Annotated in this window: 15 protein-coding genes, 1 pseudogene and 1 other annotated feature; all 16 genes and pseudogenes read left to right on the forward strand. The window is 44.7% G+C overall.

Annotation, left to right across the window (positions count from 1 at the left end; translation table 11 throughout):
• Window positions 1-14 precede the first annotated feature (14 nt).
• Window positions 15-1,115, forward strand: coding sequence for a tRNA 2-thiouridine(34) synthase MnmA (gene mnmA, locus BR63_RS02680; protein WP_034421722.1), 1,101 nt, complete (start codon window positions 15-17; stop codon window positions 1,113-1,115).
• A gap of 120 nt (window positions 1,116-1,235) precedes the next feature.
• On the forward strand, window positions 1,236-1,685 hold the full coding sequence (locus tag BR63_RS02685) for a PRC-barrel domain-containing protein (RefSeq protein WP_034421720.1): 450 nt from the start codon (window positions 1,236-1,238) through the stop codon (window positions 1,683-1,685).
• Window positions 1,686-1,710: 25 nt separating this feature from the next.
• Window positions 1,711-1,881, forward strand: a complete 171-nt coding sequence (locus BR63_RS02690; protein WP_187142809.1) for a hypothetical protein — start codon at window positions 1,711-1,713, stop codon at window positions 1,879-1,881.
• 17 nt (window positions 1,882-1,898) lie between these two features.
• The gene (locus tag BR63_RS02695) at window positions 1,899-2,090 is read left to right on the forward strand and encodes a YtxH domain-containing protein (protein ID WP_034421719.1); all 192 of its coding nucleotides are present in this window, start codon (window positions 1,899-1,901) and stop codon (window positions 2,088-2,090) included.
• A gap of 97 nt (window positions 2,091-2,187) precedes the next feature.
• A complete protein-coding gene (locus BR63_RS02700) occupies window positions 2,188-3,207 on the forward strand; it encodes an AI-2E family transporter (protein WP_051965659.1) in 1,020 nt (339 codons plus the stop codon).
• A gap of 54 nt (window positions 3,208-3,261) precedes the next feature.
• Window positions 3,262-3,480, forward strand: a binding site (T-box leader).
• A 61-nt stretch (window positions 3,481-3,541) separates the two neighbouring features.
• A complete protein-coding gene (gene alaS, locus BR63_RS02705) occupies window positions 3,542-6,184 on the forward strand; it encodes an alanine--tRNA ligase (protein WP_034421718.1) in 2,643 nt (880 codons plus the stop codon).
• An 81-nt stretch (window positions 6,185-6,265) separates the two neighbouring features.
• On the forward strand, window positions 6,266-6,523 hold the full coding sequence (locus tag BR63_RS02710) for an IreB family regulatory phosphoprotein (RefSeq protein ID WP_034421716.1): 258 nt from the start codon (window positions 6,266-6,268) through the stop codon (window positions 6,521-6,523).
• 95 nt (window positions 6,524-6,618) lie between these two features.
• The gene (locus BR63_RS02715; protein ID WP_034421714.1) at window positions 6,619-7,566 is read left to right on the forward strand and encodes an aldo/keto reductase; all 948 of its coding nucleotides are present in this window, start codon (window positions 6,619-6,621) and stop codon (window positions 7,564-7,566) included.
• A gap of 17 nt (window positions 7,567-7,583) precedes the next feature.
• A complete protein-coding gene (gene ruvX / locus BR63_RS02720) occupies window positions 7,584-8,006 on the forward strand; it encodes a Holliday junction resolvase RuvX (RefSeq protein ID WP_034421713.1) in 423 nt (140 codons plus the stop codon).
• A 90-nt stretch (window positions 8,007-8,096) separates the two neighbouring features.
• Window positions 8,097-8,831, forward strand: a pseudogene (locus BR63_RS19935) (acyltransferase); the annotation flags it as partial.
• Between the two features lie 390 nt (window positions 8,832-9,221).
• Window positions 9,222-9,494 carry a DUF1292 domain-containing protein gene (locus tag BR63_RS02730; RefSeq protein ID WP_034421710.1) on the forward strand — a complete coding sequence of 91 codons (273 nt, stop codon included), beginning with the start codon at window positions 9,222-9,224 and terminating at the stop codon, window positions 9,492-9,494.
• Between the two features lie 132 nt (window positions 9,495-9,626).
• On the forward strand, window positions 9,627-11,051 hold the full coding sequence (locus BR63_RS02735; protein WP_051965656.1) for a VanW family protein: 1,425 nt from the start codon (window positions 9,627-9,629) through the stop codon (window positions 11,049-11,051).
• 33 nt (window positions 11,052-11,084) lie between these two features.
• Window positions 11,085-12,116 carry an endolytic transglycosylase MltG gene (gene mltG, locus BR63_RS02740; RefSeq protein WP_161781868.1) on the forward strand — a complete coding sequence of 344 codons (1,032 nt, stop codon included), beginning with the start codon at window positions 11,085-11,087 and terminating at the stop codon, window positions 12,114-12,116.
• A gap of 12 nt (window positions 12,117-12,128) precedes the next feature.
• Window positions 12,129-12,794 (forward strand): O-methyltransferase, encoded by a 666-nt coding sequence (locus BR63_RS02745; protein ID WP_034421708.1) that lies wholly within the window; start codon window positions 12,129-12,131, stop codon window positions 12,792-12,794.
• A complete protein-coding gene (locus BR63_RS02750; protein WP_034421707.1) occupies window positions 12,781-14,028 on the forward strand; it encodes a peptidase U32 family protein in 1,248 nt (415 codons plus the stop codon). The genes BR63_RS02745 and BR63_RS02750 overlap by 14 nt, the downstream gene beginning before the upstream one ends.
• Entirely contained in the window at window positions 13,997-14,203 is a 207-nt protein-coding gene (locus BR63_RS02755) for a DUF4911 domain-containing protein (protein WP_034421705.1), read from the forward strand. The genes BR63_RS02750 and BR63_RS02755 overlap by 32 nt, the downstream gene beginning before the upstream one ends.
• The last annotated feature ends 66 nt before the right edge of the window (window positions 14,204-14,269 follow it).

The raw sequence follows: 14,269 nt of genomic DNA on the forward strand, positions 1-14,269 counted from the left end.
AATGGGTGATTCCGATGCCAGGGAAGAAACGGGTAATTGTAGCTATGAGCGGTGGTGTTGACAGCTCCGTGGCGGCTGCTTTGTTAAAAGAGCAGGGCTATGAGGTTATCGGTGTGACCATGCAGATCTGGCAGGCAGGTAAAGAAGATGAGAAGGCAGGAGGGTGTTGTTCCCTTTCGGCTGTCAACGACGCCAGGCGGGTGGCCGATAAACTGGGGATTCCATACTATGTCATGAATTTTCGTAGTCTCTTTGAAGAAAAAGTGATCAATTATTTTACCGATGAATACATGAAGGGTCGTACCCCCAATCCCTGTATCGCCTGCAACCGTTATGTAAAGTTTGAGGCTTTCCTGCACAAGGCCAAAGGACTGGAAGCTGACTTTATCGCTACCGGTCATTATGCCAGGATAAATTATGATGAAGAGCGGAGGCGTTATCTTTTAAGAAAAGCCGTAGATGACCATAAAGATCAGACTTATGCCTTGTACAGCATGACCCAGGACCAGCTGGCCCAAACACTATTCCCCCTGGGTGAATACACCAAACCCCAAATCAGGCAAAAAGCAGCAGAAATAGGCTTGCTGGTGGCCAATAAGCCTGACAGCCAGGAAATATGCTTTGTCAGTGATAATAATTATAAAAACTTTCTCATGGAAAGGGTTGCACCGGAGGAGATTAAACCCGGGCCTTTTCTCAATACTAAAGGTGAGAGGATAGGAACGCACCAGGGTTTACCTTTTTATACCGTAGGACAGCGCAAGGGCCTGGGACTGGCCCTGGGCTATCCTGCTTATGTTCTGGCCCTGGACACCAAAAGAAATGCAGTAATTATCGGGACTGACGAAGATGTTTATCAGAAGGCCCTTTTAGCCAGGGATAACAACTTTATTGCCATAGGTGAACTAAAGAATCCCCTGGAAGTTGAGGCTAAGATCCGGTATGGGGCGGAGCCGGCCCCCGCTGTCATCTCTCTACAGCCTGACGGAAGAGTGCTGGTAGAGTTTAAGGAAGCACAGAGGGCCATTACCCCGGGTCAGGCCGTTGTTTATTACCAGGGTGATCTGGTTGTGGGCGGGGGAACAATCGATGAGGTGGTCTTCGCTGCAAGCTAAAAGCCGTGCCAACGGCTTTTTTCTTTGTTCTTTTGGTTTTTTTAACACAGTGAATCCTTATAGGGTTTAGTGGTAATAATAGAGATAATGCCATTGTTTATATGTGTAAGGTAGCAGGAGATGAAAAAGGGACGTGAACTGAAAAATCTTCCCGTGATCGAGATCAGTTCGGGACAGTTACTGGGTTATGTAAGGGAAATAGAGGTTAAGGAAAACAGCAGGCTCTCCGGGCTTTATGTTACATCATTAAGTAATGAGATATGTTACGTCCCGTGGGAAAACATTGTCAGCATAGGGAGAGATGCTATTTTTATCAAAAGTAAAGAAGACAACCAGAAGGTAGAAAGCGTCCCCGTGGAAAAAACTGCTTACTGCGGTTCCTGGGTCATGACCATCAGCGGAAAGAACCTGGGAACTATAGAAGACATTGTCATCGAAGAATGTAACGGTAGTGTGGTCGGTTATGAAATATCTGACGGTTACCTGAAAGATTTCTTAATGGGAAGGTCTGTCATAGCCCAGGCCGATGTAGTAACCTATGGCGACGATGTTTTTATTGTGGCAGATTAAGAGAACGTAAGGGAGAGGGAAGACATTGAGATGTCCGGTTTGTAACGGTAAGTCTGTGGGTAAGGTGGGTGTAGACCAGTTTTACTGCTGGGATTGTTTTGTGGAATATCAAAAACAGGGTGATAACATTAAAATCTACTCAGTGGCCGAAGACGGCAGTTTGATTGATTTTCATGAACCCGCAAGCATTCTGTAAAGTCAGGAGGTGATGGTGTGCGGCGGGGCTTTATCAATGGTCTTCTAGTCGGAGGAATACTTGGAACCTTAGTCGGACTCTTTACTAGCCCCCAAATGAAACCAACCCCGGAAAAATATCTCATGGGGAGAACTAAGAAAATAGGCCGCCGGGCTGGGAAAATTATCTCTGAGATGACGCATGATTTCAGACGTATCATGAAAAAATAGTGTGGAAAAGTAAAAAGCAAGCTTAAGCTTGCTTTCTTTGTCAATTTATTAACTAAACAACACAGGTGAGGCATTATAACTAAAGTGGCGGGAAGCAATGAATTATAAAATTTTACGTATTCCTGGTACATTACTGGTCTTATTACTGCTCTTTTGGTTTCTTTGGTCTGTAAGGGCCATTTTAACGCCTTTTTTTATCGGATTTATCATTGCTTATATTTTGGACCCCTTTGTGGATATTTTAGAACAAAGCAGAATACCCCGTGCTTGGGCCATCATTTTCATTTATTTTTTCTTTATGGGCGCTTTCCTCCTGATAATTTTTTATGCCTTGCCCATTATCCTGGTTGACCTTAATAAACTCATCGAGGTTGTCCCCGAGTATACCCGGTTTATACAGGATACAATAAGGGAAATACAAAAAGAGTACAGTCGTGTTCCTATCCCGGACAGCATCAGACAGGTGACCGATGAAACCATTGTCCGTGGGGAAAGCCTGGTTATCTCCCTGATACAGGGGCTGGTCCAGGGGATTATCCATTTTTTTTCCCAGAGTTTTAATTTTATCCTTGCACCCATTCTTAGTTTTTACATTCTCAAAGAATTTAACAATTTAGGTAAATATGCTTTGATGTTCATTCCCGTGCGTTTCCGGGCGGAAGCAGCCCAGATTGCCAGCGAAATTAACCTGGTCTTACGTAAATTTATCCGAGGGAACCTTCTGGTGGCCTTCCTGGTGGCCATCCTCACCACTCTGGGCATGTATTTGATCGGTATGGATTTTCCCGTACTTTTGGGTATTGTGGTGGGAGTAACGAATTTCATCCCTTATTTCGGGGCTATTATCGGCACCATACCTGCCTTCTTACTGGCCCTCATCAAATCCAAATGGCTGGCTCTTTATGTCCTGGGTGTGATGTTTTTAGTTCAGCAGATTGAGGGGAATATTATCTCGCCGAAAGTACTGGGTGATTGCGTAGGACTGCACCCCCTTGTCATTATTTTTGCCTTGCTGGCAGGCGGACAATTATGGGGATTGGCTGGTTTAGTGGTGGCCATACCCCTGGCCGCCATAAGCAAGATTCTTCTTAAACATATCTTTGTTCGTCTTTTTTGAGTTTCGTTGACAAGGATATGCCCTTTTCGTATAATTAACATGTTGAGTAATATTGGAAAAACCGTGAAGGGATCAGTAAACTACACCGCCTGTCCAGAGAGGAAACCCTGGGGCTGTAAGGTTTCTCAGGAGGTCTGGTTGAAAGCCATCCCGGAGTTGCTGAAGGATGACTTCAGCGGGGGCATACCCTTACATGCCATGGTCATGTACCAATAAAGAGACCGCTTCGGCGGTAAGCAGGGTGGTACCGCGAGACGAACTCTCGTCCCTGACACGAAAGTGTTAGTGATGGGGTTTTTTTATTATTAAAAGATACTAAAGGGAGGTTTTACATATGCTTAGTGGTAATGAAATCCGGGAAATGTTTCTTAAATATTTTGAGAGCAAAGGACATACGCGTATAGCTAGTTCTTCCCTTGTACCCCATAATGACCCCACCCTTTTATTTACGAATGCAGGGATGAACCAGTTCAAGGATGTGTTCTTAGGTTTGGAAAAGCGCCCCTACTCCCGGGCCACCACGTCGCAAAAATGTGTAAGAGCCGGCGGAAAACATAATGATTTGGACACTGTGGGAAGAACAGCCCGCCATCATACTTTTTTTGAAATGCTGGGGAATTTCTCCTTCGGTGATTATTTCAAAAGGGATGCTATTATCTATGCCTGGGAATTCCTCACCAAGGTGGTGGGACTCCCGGAAGATAAATTATATGCCACCATTTATCAGGATGATGACGAAGCTTTCCAACTGTGGCAAGAGTTAACGCCTATACCCGCCGAAAGGATTATTAGACTCGGTGAAAAAGACAATTTCTGGGCTATGGGCGATACCGGACCCTGCGGGCCCTGCAGCGAAATCTTGATTGACCGGGGAGAAAAATATACCTGTGGTCCCAACTGCGGAATCGGTAAGTGTGATTGTGACCGTTACCTGGAAATCTGGAATCTGGTATTTATGCAGTACAACCGTGATGCAGACGGAACCATGACACCCCTGCCACGCCCAAGTATCGATACAGGTATGGGTTTAGAGAGAATCACCTCTGTGGTGCAGGGGGTAGACAGTAACTACGATACAGACTTGCTGAAACGTATTATCCAGAGTGTGGAGGAACTCTGCGGCAAATCTTATCATGGTGACCACAGGGGCTTCCCCTTCAGGGTTATTGCCGACCATATCCGTTCCTGTACTTTCCTGGTAAGTGATGGTGTACTGCCCGGAAACGAGGGCAGGGGTTATGTGCTGCGGCGTATCTTAAGGAGAGCTGTTCGTTTCGGTAAAGTCCTGGGTATAGATGAACCCTTTATGTATAAGCTCGTTCCTGTGGTAGTCGACCTGATGAAAGGGGCTTACCCGGAAATACAGGATAATATGGATTATGTGGCGAAAATTATCCGTATTGAAGAAGAAAGATTCCATGAGACCCTTAATGACGGGCTGCGCCTGGTACAGGACATTGTGAAGAGATTAAAGGAAGAAGGCCGGGATACCATACCGGGAGAGGAAATATTCCGTTTGTACGATACCTTTGGCTTCCCGCTGGATTTAACCCAGGATATTGCCGAAGAAACGGGTCTAAGGGTAGATTTGGCAGGTTTTAACCAGGCCATGGAAGAACAAAGGAAAAGAGCCAGAGCGGCCCGCCAGGAAGCAAGGGCCTGGGATTTGGCCTTAACGGTAACAAACCTTATAGGTGATGCACCGGCTACAAATTTTAGCGGTTACGGCAGTTTAACCGGTAAGGTCAATATTTTGGCCCTGATTAAAGATGGTGAACTGGTAAGTGCAGCCCATGAAGGTGATGAAGTGTACGTTGTAGTTCCTGACACACCTTTCTATCCCGAAGGTGGCGGACAGGTTGGTGACCAGGGAGAAATCCTGGCGCCCCATGGGAAAATAAGAATTACTACAACGAAAAAAATGCCTGACGGTAAAATTGTCCATACCGGCTTCGTTTCCGGGGAAGTAAAAAGTACAGATACAGTCACCATGGTCGTAGAGGCCAGCCTCCGACATGCTACCGCCCGTAACCATACGGCTACCCACCTGCTCCATAAAGCCCTGCAGCAGGTTTTGGGCGAACACGTTCACCAGGCCGGTTCGGCTGTAGAACCCCAACGGCTGCGCTTTGATTTTACTCACTTTGCGTCCGTAACCTCCGAAGAGTTGGAACGTATCGAGGACATTGTGAATGAACAGATTTTACGAGCCCTGGATGTAGAGGCTTTGGAAACCTCTTTAAGTGAGGCTAGGGAAATGGGAGCTATGGCCCTTTTCGGAGAAAAATACGGTGACACAGTGCGTGTCATTACCATTGGAGAATTCAGCAAGGAACTGTGCGGCGGCACCCATGTAAAAAATACCAGTCAAATCGGGTTGTTCAAGATTATCAGTGAAGCTGCCATAGGTGCTGGTTTACGTCGGATTGAGGCGGTCACAGGCGCTGAAGTCCTTAATTATCTGCGGGGGTGTGAGAATCACATTAAGGAAATATCAGCGAGCTTAAAGACGCCTGCCCACGAAATACAGCGCCGTATTCAGATTTTACAGGAAGACCTAAAACAGAAAGAAAAAACCATAGAACAGTTGGAAATTCAACTGGCCAGGCAGCAAGTCAATGAGCTCATGGATAGGGTTATCACCGTGAAAGACGTCCAGGTTCTGGTGAGCCGTGTTCAGGCCGGAGATATGGATAGTTTGCGTAATATGGCCGATATGTTTAGAGACAAACTCTCTTCGGGAATAGTAGTACTGGGTGCAGTTACCGACGGTAAAGTGAATTTGGTGGCTACTGCGACCAAAGATGTGATTCCCAGGGGCGCCCATTCCGGTAACATCATTAAGGAAGTGGCCAAAATTACCGGGGGTGGCGGCGGCGGAAGGCCGGATATGGCTCAGGCCGGAGGTAAAGACGTGGATAAATTGGACGAGGCTTTAGCCCAGGCTCCTCGAATTATAGAAAATCTCTTGAAGTAATTTCTTAAATAAAGAGGATTATGGGTGACTCGCACAGAATATTTACCATAAAGAATGGATTTAATTTGGTGGGGTGATGTTATGCCGAATGACAGATTGGAAGAAACCATGATGTTCCGGGTAAAAACTGAAGATGACGTCCGGGCTCAAGATGTGCTAGTACATGTCTACGAGGCACTGAAGGAAAAAGGTTACAATCCCATAAATCAGATGGTAGGATACCTGTTGTCAGGTGATCCAGCTTACATCACCAGCCATAAAAATGCTCGCTCCTTGATTAGAAAACTTGAACGAGATGAGTTATTGGAAGAACTTCTACGCAAATATTTAGGGAAATAAAATGATAAGCCTCACACTTGGTGTGAGGCTTATCATTCATTGTATAGGAAAGTCTTTTAAGAGTTTGTGGGAAAAGAAAGGGTAAACTATTTTTTATGGAGTATCAACTTTTAGGGCATACAGGTTTAAAAGTTTCCCGGCTCTGTTTTGGATCTTTAACCATGGGACCCTTACAGGCCAATTTAAGCATTAAGCAGGGGGCCGCTCTTCTTCGTTATGCTTTTGAACTGGGAGTCAATTTTATTGATACTGCCAAGCTTTACCGTACCTATCCCTATATCAAAGAGGCCTTGCGAGGTTGGGATGCCCCTGTCATCATTGCCAGTAAATCATATGATTATACCTGGGAAGGCATGCAGCGGAGTGTAGAAGAAGCCCGGTTAGCCATTGACCGTGATTATCTTGATATTTTTCTCCTCCATGAACAGGAATCAGAATTAACTTTAGAGGGACATCGTCCTGCTTTAGAGTATTTATGGGAAGCCAAAGCCAAGGGGTTAATTAAGGCTGTGGGCGTTTCTACCCATACCGTGGAAGTGGTAAAGGTTGCTGCGGCGCTTTCGGATATTGAGGTTATTCACCCTCTTGTCAATTATAAAGGGCTTGGGATTCTTGATGGTACTCTCCCGGAACTAATTGAAGCCCTTAAGTCAGCCTATGATGCGGGCAAGGGTATTTACGGGATGAAACCCCTGGGGGGAGGTAATTTGATCCTGGATGTAGATATGGCTTTACGCTATGCTTTCAATCTTCCCTATTTGCATAGTGTGGCTGTTGGTTGCAAAACCCCCGAGGAACTGGTGTATAATATCTCCGTTATGGAAGGAAAAGATCCCCCTGCAGACCTTAAAGACAAAATCCGGAAGATACCCCGTAAATTACATATTGAGGAATGGTGTTTAGGCTGCGGGGAATGTGTAAAAAAATGTCCTTCGGCACTTCTGGAGATTCGTGAAGGTAAGGCTATCTTAGCGGGCAAAGACTGCTTGTTTTGCGGGTACTGCGGGGCGGCCTGTCCCCAGTTTGCCATTAAGGTGCTTTGAAGGGAAAGGAAGAGATTATGCAGCGCGTTTTAGGTTTAGACATTGGGGATAGACGTATTGGTGTCTCCATCAGCGATGCTTTGGGTATTACTGCCCAGGGCCTGGATACGATAGAAAGAAGTGAGCCGGAAAAGGATATTCAAAGCATCGTGGACATTATTAAGAAATGGGAAATTGGCAAAATAGTGGTGGGTTTGCCGAAAAATATGAACGGTACATTAGGTCCACAGGCTGAAAAGGTCAAAGAATTTATAGAGCGCCTGCAGCAGAAAGTCGCCATCGAGGTCGTGTTCTGGGATGAACGACTGACCACGGTGGCCGCGGAGCGAACTTTGCTGGAAGGTAATGTGTCCCGGAAAAAGAGGAAAGGCGTTATTGATAAAGTTGCTGCCAACATGATTTTGCAAAGTTATCTGGACAGTTGTGGTCATGTGAAATAGTATTTTACAAACCGAAATGGGGGAAATGCGAGCCCCCTTTGTTTAATTATGGTATAATATGGCGGTAAGCCTATGGTTGTGGAGGAGAATATGGTACAACGCCTTACAGAATTTGATAGAATACGTGGAATAGCCATTTTGGCGGTCATAACCATACACGTCACCGCTAATGCCACTATTAGTTACTCCTCCGGCAGTCTACGATTTATCGTTTATAATGTCATCAATAGTTTAGCTCAGTTTGCGGTACCCCTTTTTATTTTTATTAGTTCAATTGTGTTAAGTTATAAATTTTCTCAAGAGAGAATTTATTTGACGCAATTCTATGTGAAGAGAATAAAAAGTGCGATAATTCCTTACATACTTTGGTCGGTTTTTTACATATTTTACGTTAAAATGCTTTACGGATATGGGGATATACTATCCTGGCGAAATTGGATCAAATGGCTTTTCTATGGGACATCCTTCTACCATCTTTATTTTTTGCTTATTATCGTGCAATTGTACCTTGTAATACCACTGTTATATTTTCTTTTTCGGAGAATATCATTAAGTGTCATTGTAGTTACCGTTATAGTTGTACAAAGTGTCTTTTATTTTATTAATAAAACTTTTATATATCAATATTATCCTTATCCCGCATGTCTCCTGGGCAGTTATATTTCCGTATGTTTTGTTGGTACATGGATTGGTTCCCGTTACCGCCAGGTGTTCAATCTATTGAAATCCTACAAAAAAGGTATTTACACCTTGAGTGCTGTATCTGTGATGGTATTTATTTTCGTTAATATCACAATGCGAATGGAAAAACCTATTAATTGGATAGTTTATTATGGGATATCACAGCTTTGTTCTCATGGCTTCTATAGCTATTTGGCTCATCATGACAAAAAGATACTTCTCATTTCTTAATGATCTGGGCAACCAATCTTTTGCCATTTACCTGATTCATCCATTTTTTCTTGATTTATGGGATTCATATGGAAAAAAATTCGGATTACTGCCGCAAGATCTGCATATCTGGTTAGGCTTCACAATTATTTGTTGTCTATCTTATTTTTTCGGAAAAATTGTCTCTCAACAACGTGTATTAAGCAAAGTGTTATTAAGCCGTTAAAAACATAGAAATGCTGATTATTTTTTTGGCGAAAGTTGACAACCTATATAAGAGAAAGGTACAATTTCTGTAACGAGAAAAGGAAAGAGGTGGAAACAATGACAAACATCAACGAGGAAAACATTGTGCTAGTGGACGAGGACGGTGAAGAACACGAATTCGCTTTAATTGATGTGATCGAGGTCGACGGGGAAGAGTATGCTATCTTGGAGCCTTTAGATGGTGACGAGGATATAAGTGAAGCCATTATCTTAAAAATCGGTAAAGATGAAAACGGCGAAGATATCCTATATGATATTGAAGATGATGAAGAATGGGAAAAAGTTGCCGATAGATGGCAGGAAATGATTGAAGAGGATGAAGAAGAATAGCTTGTAATCGATAGGCCCTTTGTCTAATGGACATAGGGCTTTTTTCTTTGTGTATTTGGGTAAAGTGAATAAATCCCGGTGGTTAAGGACATGGTGTAAATGAGTAAAACAAGGGTGTAAAGGAGGAATAGTGTGGCAAAACAATTTTTAATTAGCTTTGTTTTATTGATCACTATGGGAACATGCCCGCTATTCGCCTTACCAACTAAGCAGGAATTAATCATTGAGGGAGTCAAAGTGAATGGTATACCTGTAGGAGGCAAATCATATGCCGAGTTGTTAAAAATCCTGGACCATCAGGAGAAAAAAATCATAAACAAAAAAATCACGGTGCATATTCCGGAGGTTACAAAGACGGAATTTATAAGTTATGAAAAAGCGGGCATTGAAATTGATAAGGAGAGAATCTGGTCTGCCGCCAGTTCCATCGGTAAAGGAGGAAACTGGTGGAGCAGAGCCTGGTTAAGGTGGCAGGTACAAAGAAGGGGTTATGATATACCTTTATATCTTAAATTAGATAAGGGTAAAGCTTTTCACACCCTGCACACACTGGCCAAGCCCTGGCGAAAGGAGCCCCAGGATGCGAGGTTAATGGTTACCCGTAATGATAAGGTGGTTATCCTCCCGGAGATAGAGGGTAGAAGCATTCCTGTACCGGTAGTCTTGGAAGAGTTAGAGAACAAAGTAAAAATATCGGGCTCCGAACCAATCGCTTTAACCCTTACTTTCCAACGGGAAAAACCGTCCCGCACGGCCAAGGACCTGCAGGATTATAAAATAACGGGGTTGATTGCCAAATTCTCGACCCAATTTAACCCTGCCAACATCAACCGCAGCGACAATATACGTTTAGCGGCTTTAGCCTTAGACAATTTTTTTCTCAAACCCGGCCAGCAGTTTTCCTTTAATGAAATTGTGGGTCCCCGGACCAAGGAAGCGGGCTACAATGAAGCCACCATCATTCAAAATAATGAGTTTGTCTCAGGTGTGGGCGGGGGTGTTTGCCAGGTATCTACTACCTTATACAATACGGTGCTGCGGGCTAATTTAAAGATCATTGAGCGTTCACCCCATTCCCTGATTATTCCCTATGTGGAACCTGGCCTCGATGCTACTGTGGTTTACGGCTACAGAGATTTTAAGTTCCTGAATAATACGGAAGGATGTCTCATTATCAAAACGGTCGTTTACCAAAACACCATAACATGTAAGATTTACGGGCTGGAAAGGCCGGAACAGAAAGTGGTAATCAAAAGTTTTCAAGAAAAAGTCATTGAGCCTAAGACGATATACCGGGAAGACCCTACGGTGCCTAAAGGGCAGTATATTGTAGAAAAAAAAGGCAGCCGGGGTTGGGTCATTCGGGTGGAAAGACATATTTACCGGAATGGTCAGCTGGTATACTCGGAGGTAATTTCTCGGGACCTTTACCCTCCCGTTCATCGTATCATTAAGACCTTTTCCGCGGAGGATCTGGAAATATCCCAACCAACTGAAACACCTTCGTCAGGAGTGCCAGCTTCCCTTTATTGTCCACAAGTCGCCCCTGTAGTATAATAGACAATCATGGACAAAAAAGGAGATAAGGTGATGAATCCCCCCTTGATGCCTACTAAGAAAAGAACAGCGGGACCGGTCATCGGCTTTGTGGCCTTGCTCCTAGCTGTGGTTATGACTATGGGCGCAATTTTTTACGGCCAATTGGGGCCGGCAGTTCCCGGCAGCAGTGAGGAAAAACTCTTTATTATTGAACACGGTGCTGCTCCGGGCAAAATTGCTGCAGACCTGCAGAAAGAGGGTCTTATCAAAAATGCCCAGACCTTTTTATTGTACAGCCGTTTGACGGGCAAGATCGACAAATTCAAATCAGGTCAGTATTTAATCAGCCCCTCCTTTAATGTTCCCCAGATTGTTGATCTTCTCGTAAAAGGGAAAGTTGCCACCATCACTTTTACCATTCCCGAGGGTTATCATCTGAGGCAGATAGCCGATGTTTTTGTGAAGGCAGGTATATCTACGGAGGAAGAGTTTTGGCGGGTTGTTAAGGATGGAAACTTTAACTACCCGTTTCTCAAAGACTTACCTCGCAATGAGCGGAGGCTGGAAGGCTACCTGTTTCCAGAAACCTATATTATCCCTAAAGGTATGAAAACTGAACAGGTTATTGATTTGATGCTCAGGCAGTTTGACCAGGTTTACAAAAAACTACCCTCCAACAAGTCTAATCTTACCATGCATGAGGTAGTTACCCTGGCTTCCATTGTGGAAGGGGAGTCCAGGCTCGATGCGGAAAGGCCGCTGATTGCTTCTGTTTTTCTTAACCGCCTTAAGATCAATATGAAACTTGATTCAGATGCTACCGTCCAGTATCTCTTTGATAAAAGAAAAGAGCGGGTTTTATACAAGGATTTGGAAATCGATTCACCCTACAATACCTACCGTAACCGGGGGCTGCCCCCCGGGCCCATAGGCAGCCCGGGCGAGGCTTCTTTACGTGCCGTACTGGTCCCGGCTCAATCCAATTACCTGTATTTTGTGGCCAAGAAAGACGGCAGTGGGCAGCATGTTTTTGCTGCCACTCATGATGAGCATATCCGTAATAAACAGCGTCTGGGTTATTAGCGAGGTGTCAAAGTGTCTGAGATTGTGTGGCCCAATCTGGTTAAATTTATTCAGGATATGGTTCCGGAAAGGTCAGGCTTACTGAAAGAGCTGGAAATGGAATGCCAGGCGGAGCATATCCCCATGATTCAGCCTCAGGTTGGGCAGTTTCTTTTGCTCCTATTATCTATCCACAAGCCGGTGCGCATTTTAGAGATTGGCACAGCTATCGGCTATTCTACACTATGGTTTACCCAGGCCCTGCAAGATACAAGGGGTCACATCACCACCATTGAATTGGATAAGGATAGGTATGAGCGAGCCTGTGCCAATTTCCTGAGGGCGGGAGTCGCCGGCAGAATTACTCCGCTCTTGGGAGATGCCAATGAACTATTACCAACTTTAAAGGGGCCCTATGATTTTATCTTCATCGATGCGGCCAAGGGGCAGTATGGGGAGTTTTTCGCCAAAGCCTGGGCTCTTCTCGCACCCGCTGGAGTAATTGTCATGGACAATATCTTTTTAAATGGCTGGGTTATCGACATGACCTGGCCCCATCGCCGGAAAAAAACCATGGTGGTAAGAGTCAGGGACCTTTTAGAGAACATTACCTCCCATCCGGATTTGTTAACCTCCCTGATCCCCTTGGGGGATGGGCTTTCTGTATCCATAAGGAGAAATGCACATGAAAAAAGTTGAGCTTCTCGCTCCTGCCGGTAATTTGGAAAAATTAAAGATGGCCGTCCATTACGGCGCAGATGCTGTATATTTGGGTGGCAAAAAATTTGGCCTCCGGGCGGCGGCGGGAAATTTTACAACAGAAGAAATGATAGAGGGGGTAAAGTTTGCCCACGAGCGACATGCAAAAGTTTACGTTACAGTGAATATCTTTGCCCATAATGATGATTTGCACGGGCTAAAGGAGTATTTGCAAGAACTGGAGAGTTTGGGGGCAGACGGCATTATCCTCTCTGATCCCGGAATCTTTTCTATTACCCAGGAAATAATTACCAAAATGGAGATTCATCTTAGCACCCAGGCCAATACTACCAACTGGGCAAGTTGCAAGTTCTGGGAGAAACAAGGTATTAAACGCATTGTTTTGGCCCGGGAACTTTCCTTGAAGGAAATAAAAGAAATCAGGGAGAGGACAGATGCCGAATTAGAAGTTTTTGTCCACGGGGCTATGTGCATGTCTTATTCGGGCCGCTGTCTTCTCAGTAATTACATGGCCGACCGGGATGCCAACCGGGGAGAGTGTGCCCAGCCCTGCCGTTGGAACTATGCTCTGGTAGAAGAAAAACGCCCCGGCATTTACTACCCTATTGAAGAGGATGAGCGGGGTTCTTATATTTTTAATTCCCAGGACCTTTGCCTTATCCAGTACCTGCCCGAATTAATTGAAGCCGGGGTGGACAGCCTTAAAATCGAAGGCCGGATGAAAAGCAGTCATTATGTGGCAACAGTGGTTTATGCCTACCGTAAGGCCCTTGACAACTATTATCAAGACCCGGTGAATCACACTTTTAACCCTAAATGGTATGAGGAAATCTTAAAGGTAAGCCACAGGGATTATACGACAGGGTTTTTGTTTGGTAAACCCACGGCCCAGGCTCATAATTACGGGACCTCTTCCTATCTTCGTTATTATGATTTTGTAGGACTGGTCTTAGATTACGATCCCGTGAGCCGTTGGGCTACGGTAGAGCAGCGCAATAATTTCCGGGTAGGAGACAAACTGGAGTTTATCGGCCCCAAAACGGATTTGTTCCAGGAAGTACTGACTGCCATGACCGATGAGACAGGAACACCCATTGAGGTGGCGCCTCATCCCCAGCAAATCGTGAAAATCCCTGTTTCCCAAAGGGTTAAACCCTGGGATTTAATAAGGCGGGCAAAGCATGAGGAACAGAATTTGCTTAAAGATTCCTAAAAAAGAGATAACCTACTTAACGAAAATCATGGAAGGATATGATAACCTGGGGGTAGTGTCTACCATTGACCCCAAAGAGGGGTTGGTCATGATCCATATTACACCGGATACCAGGGATACGGTCAGGGAAATCCTGCACCATCTCCCCTTTGTCACGGATATCAATGAAGATTAGCTTGCTTAAGCTAATCTTTTATTTTTTTCTTGTCTAAAAACATCACGCCCTGGCAAGGCTAAGTGC

Source organism: Thermanaerosceptrum fracticalcis (assembly GCF_000746025.2).
In the GTDB taxonomy this organism is placed as follows: Bacteria; Bacillota; Peptococcia; order DRI-13; family DRI-13; genus Thermanaerosceptrum; species Thermanaerosceptrum fracticalcis.

Bases quoted from the DNA above. Each gene is read 5' to 3' on its own strand.
- mnmA (WP_034421722.1), top strand. From the start codon at position 15: ATGCCAGGGAAGAAACGGGTAATTGTAGCTATGAGCGGTGGTGTTGAC.
- BR63_RS02685 (WP_034421720.1), top strand. From the start codon at position 1,236: ATGAAAAAGGGACGTGAACTGAAAAATCTTCCCGTGATCGAGATCAGT.
- BR63_RS02700 (WP_051965659.1), top strand. From the start codon at position 2,188: ATGAATTATAAAATTTTACGTATTCCTGGTACATTACTGGTCTTATTA.
- alaS (WP_034421718.1), top strand. From the start codon at position 3,542: ATGCTTAGTGGTAATGAAATCCGGGAAATGTTTCTTAAATATTTTGAG.
- BR63_RS02710 (WP_034421716.1), top strand. From the start codon at position 6,266: ATGCCGAATGACAGATTGGAAGAAACCATGATGTTCCGGGTAAAAACT.
- BR63_RS02715 (WP_034421714.1), top strand. From the start codon at position 6,619: ATGGAGTATCAACTTTTAGGGCATACAGGTTTAAAAGTTTCCCGGCTC.
- ruvX (WP_034421713.1), top strand. From the start codon at position 7,584: ATGCAGCGCGTTTTAGGTTTAGACATTGGGGATAGACGTATTGGTGTC.
- BR63_RS02730 (WP_034421710.1), top strand. From the start codon at position 9,222: ATGACAAACATCAACGAGGAAAACATTGTGCTAGTGGACGAGGACGGT.
- mltG (WP_161781868.1), top strand. From the start codon at position 11,085: ATGAATCCCCCCTTGATGCCTACTAAGAAAAGAACAGCGGGACCGGTC.
- BR63_RS02750 (WP_034421707.1), top strand. From the start codon at position 12,781: ATGAAAAAAGTTGAGCTTCTCGCTCCTGCCGGTAATTTGGAAAAATTA.
- BR63_RS02755 (WP_034421705.1), top strand. From the start codon at position 13,997: ATGAGGAACAGAATTTGCTTAAAGATTCCTAAAAAAGAGATAACCTAC.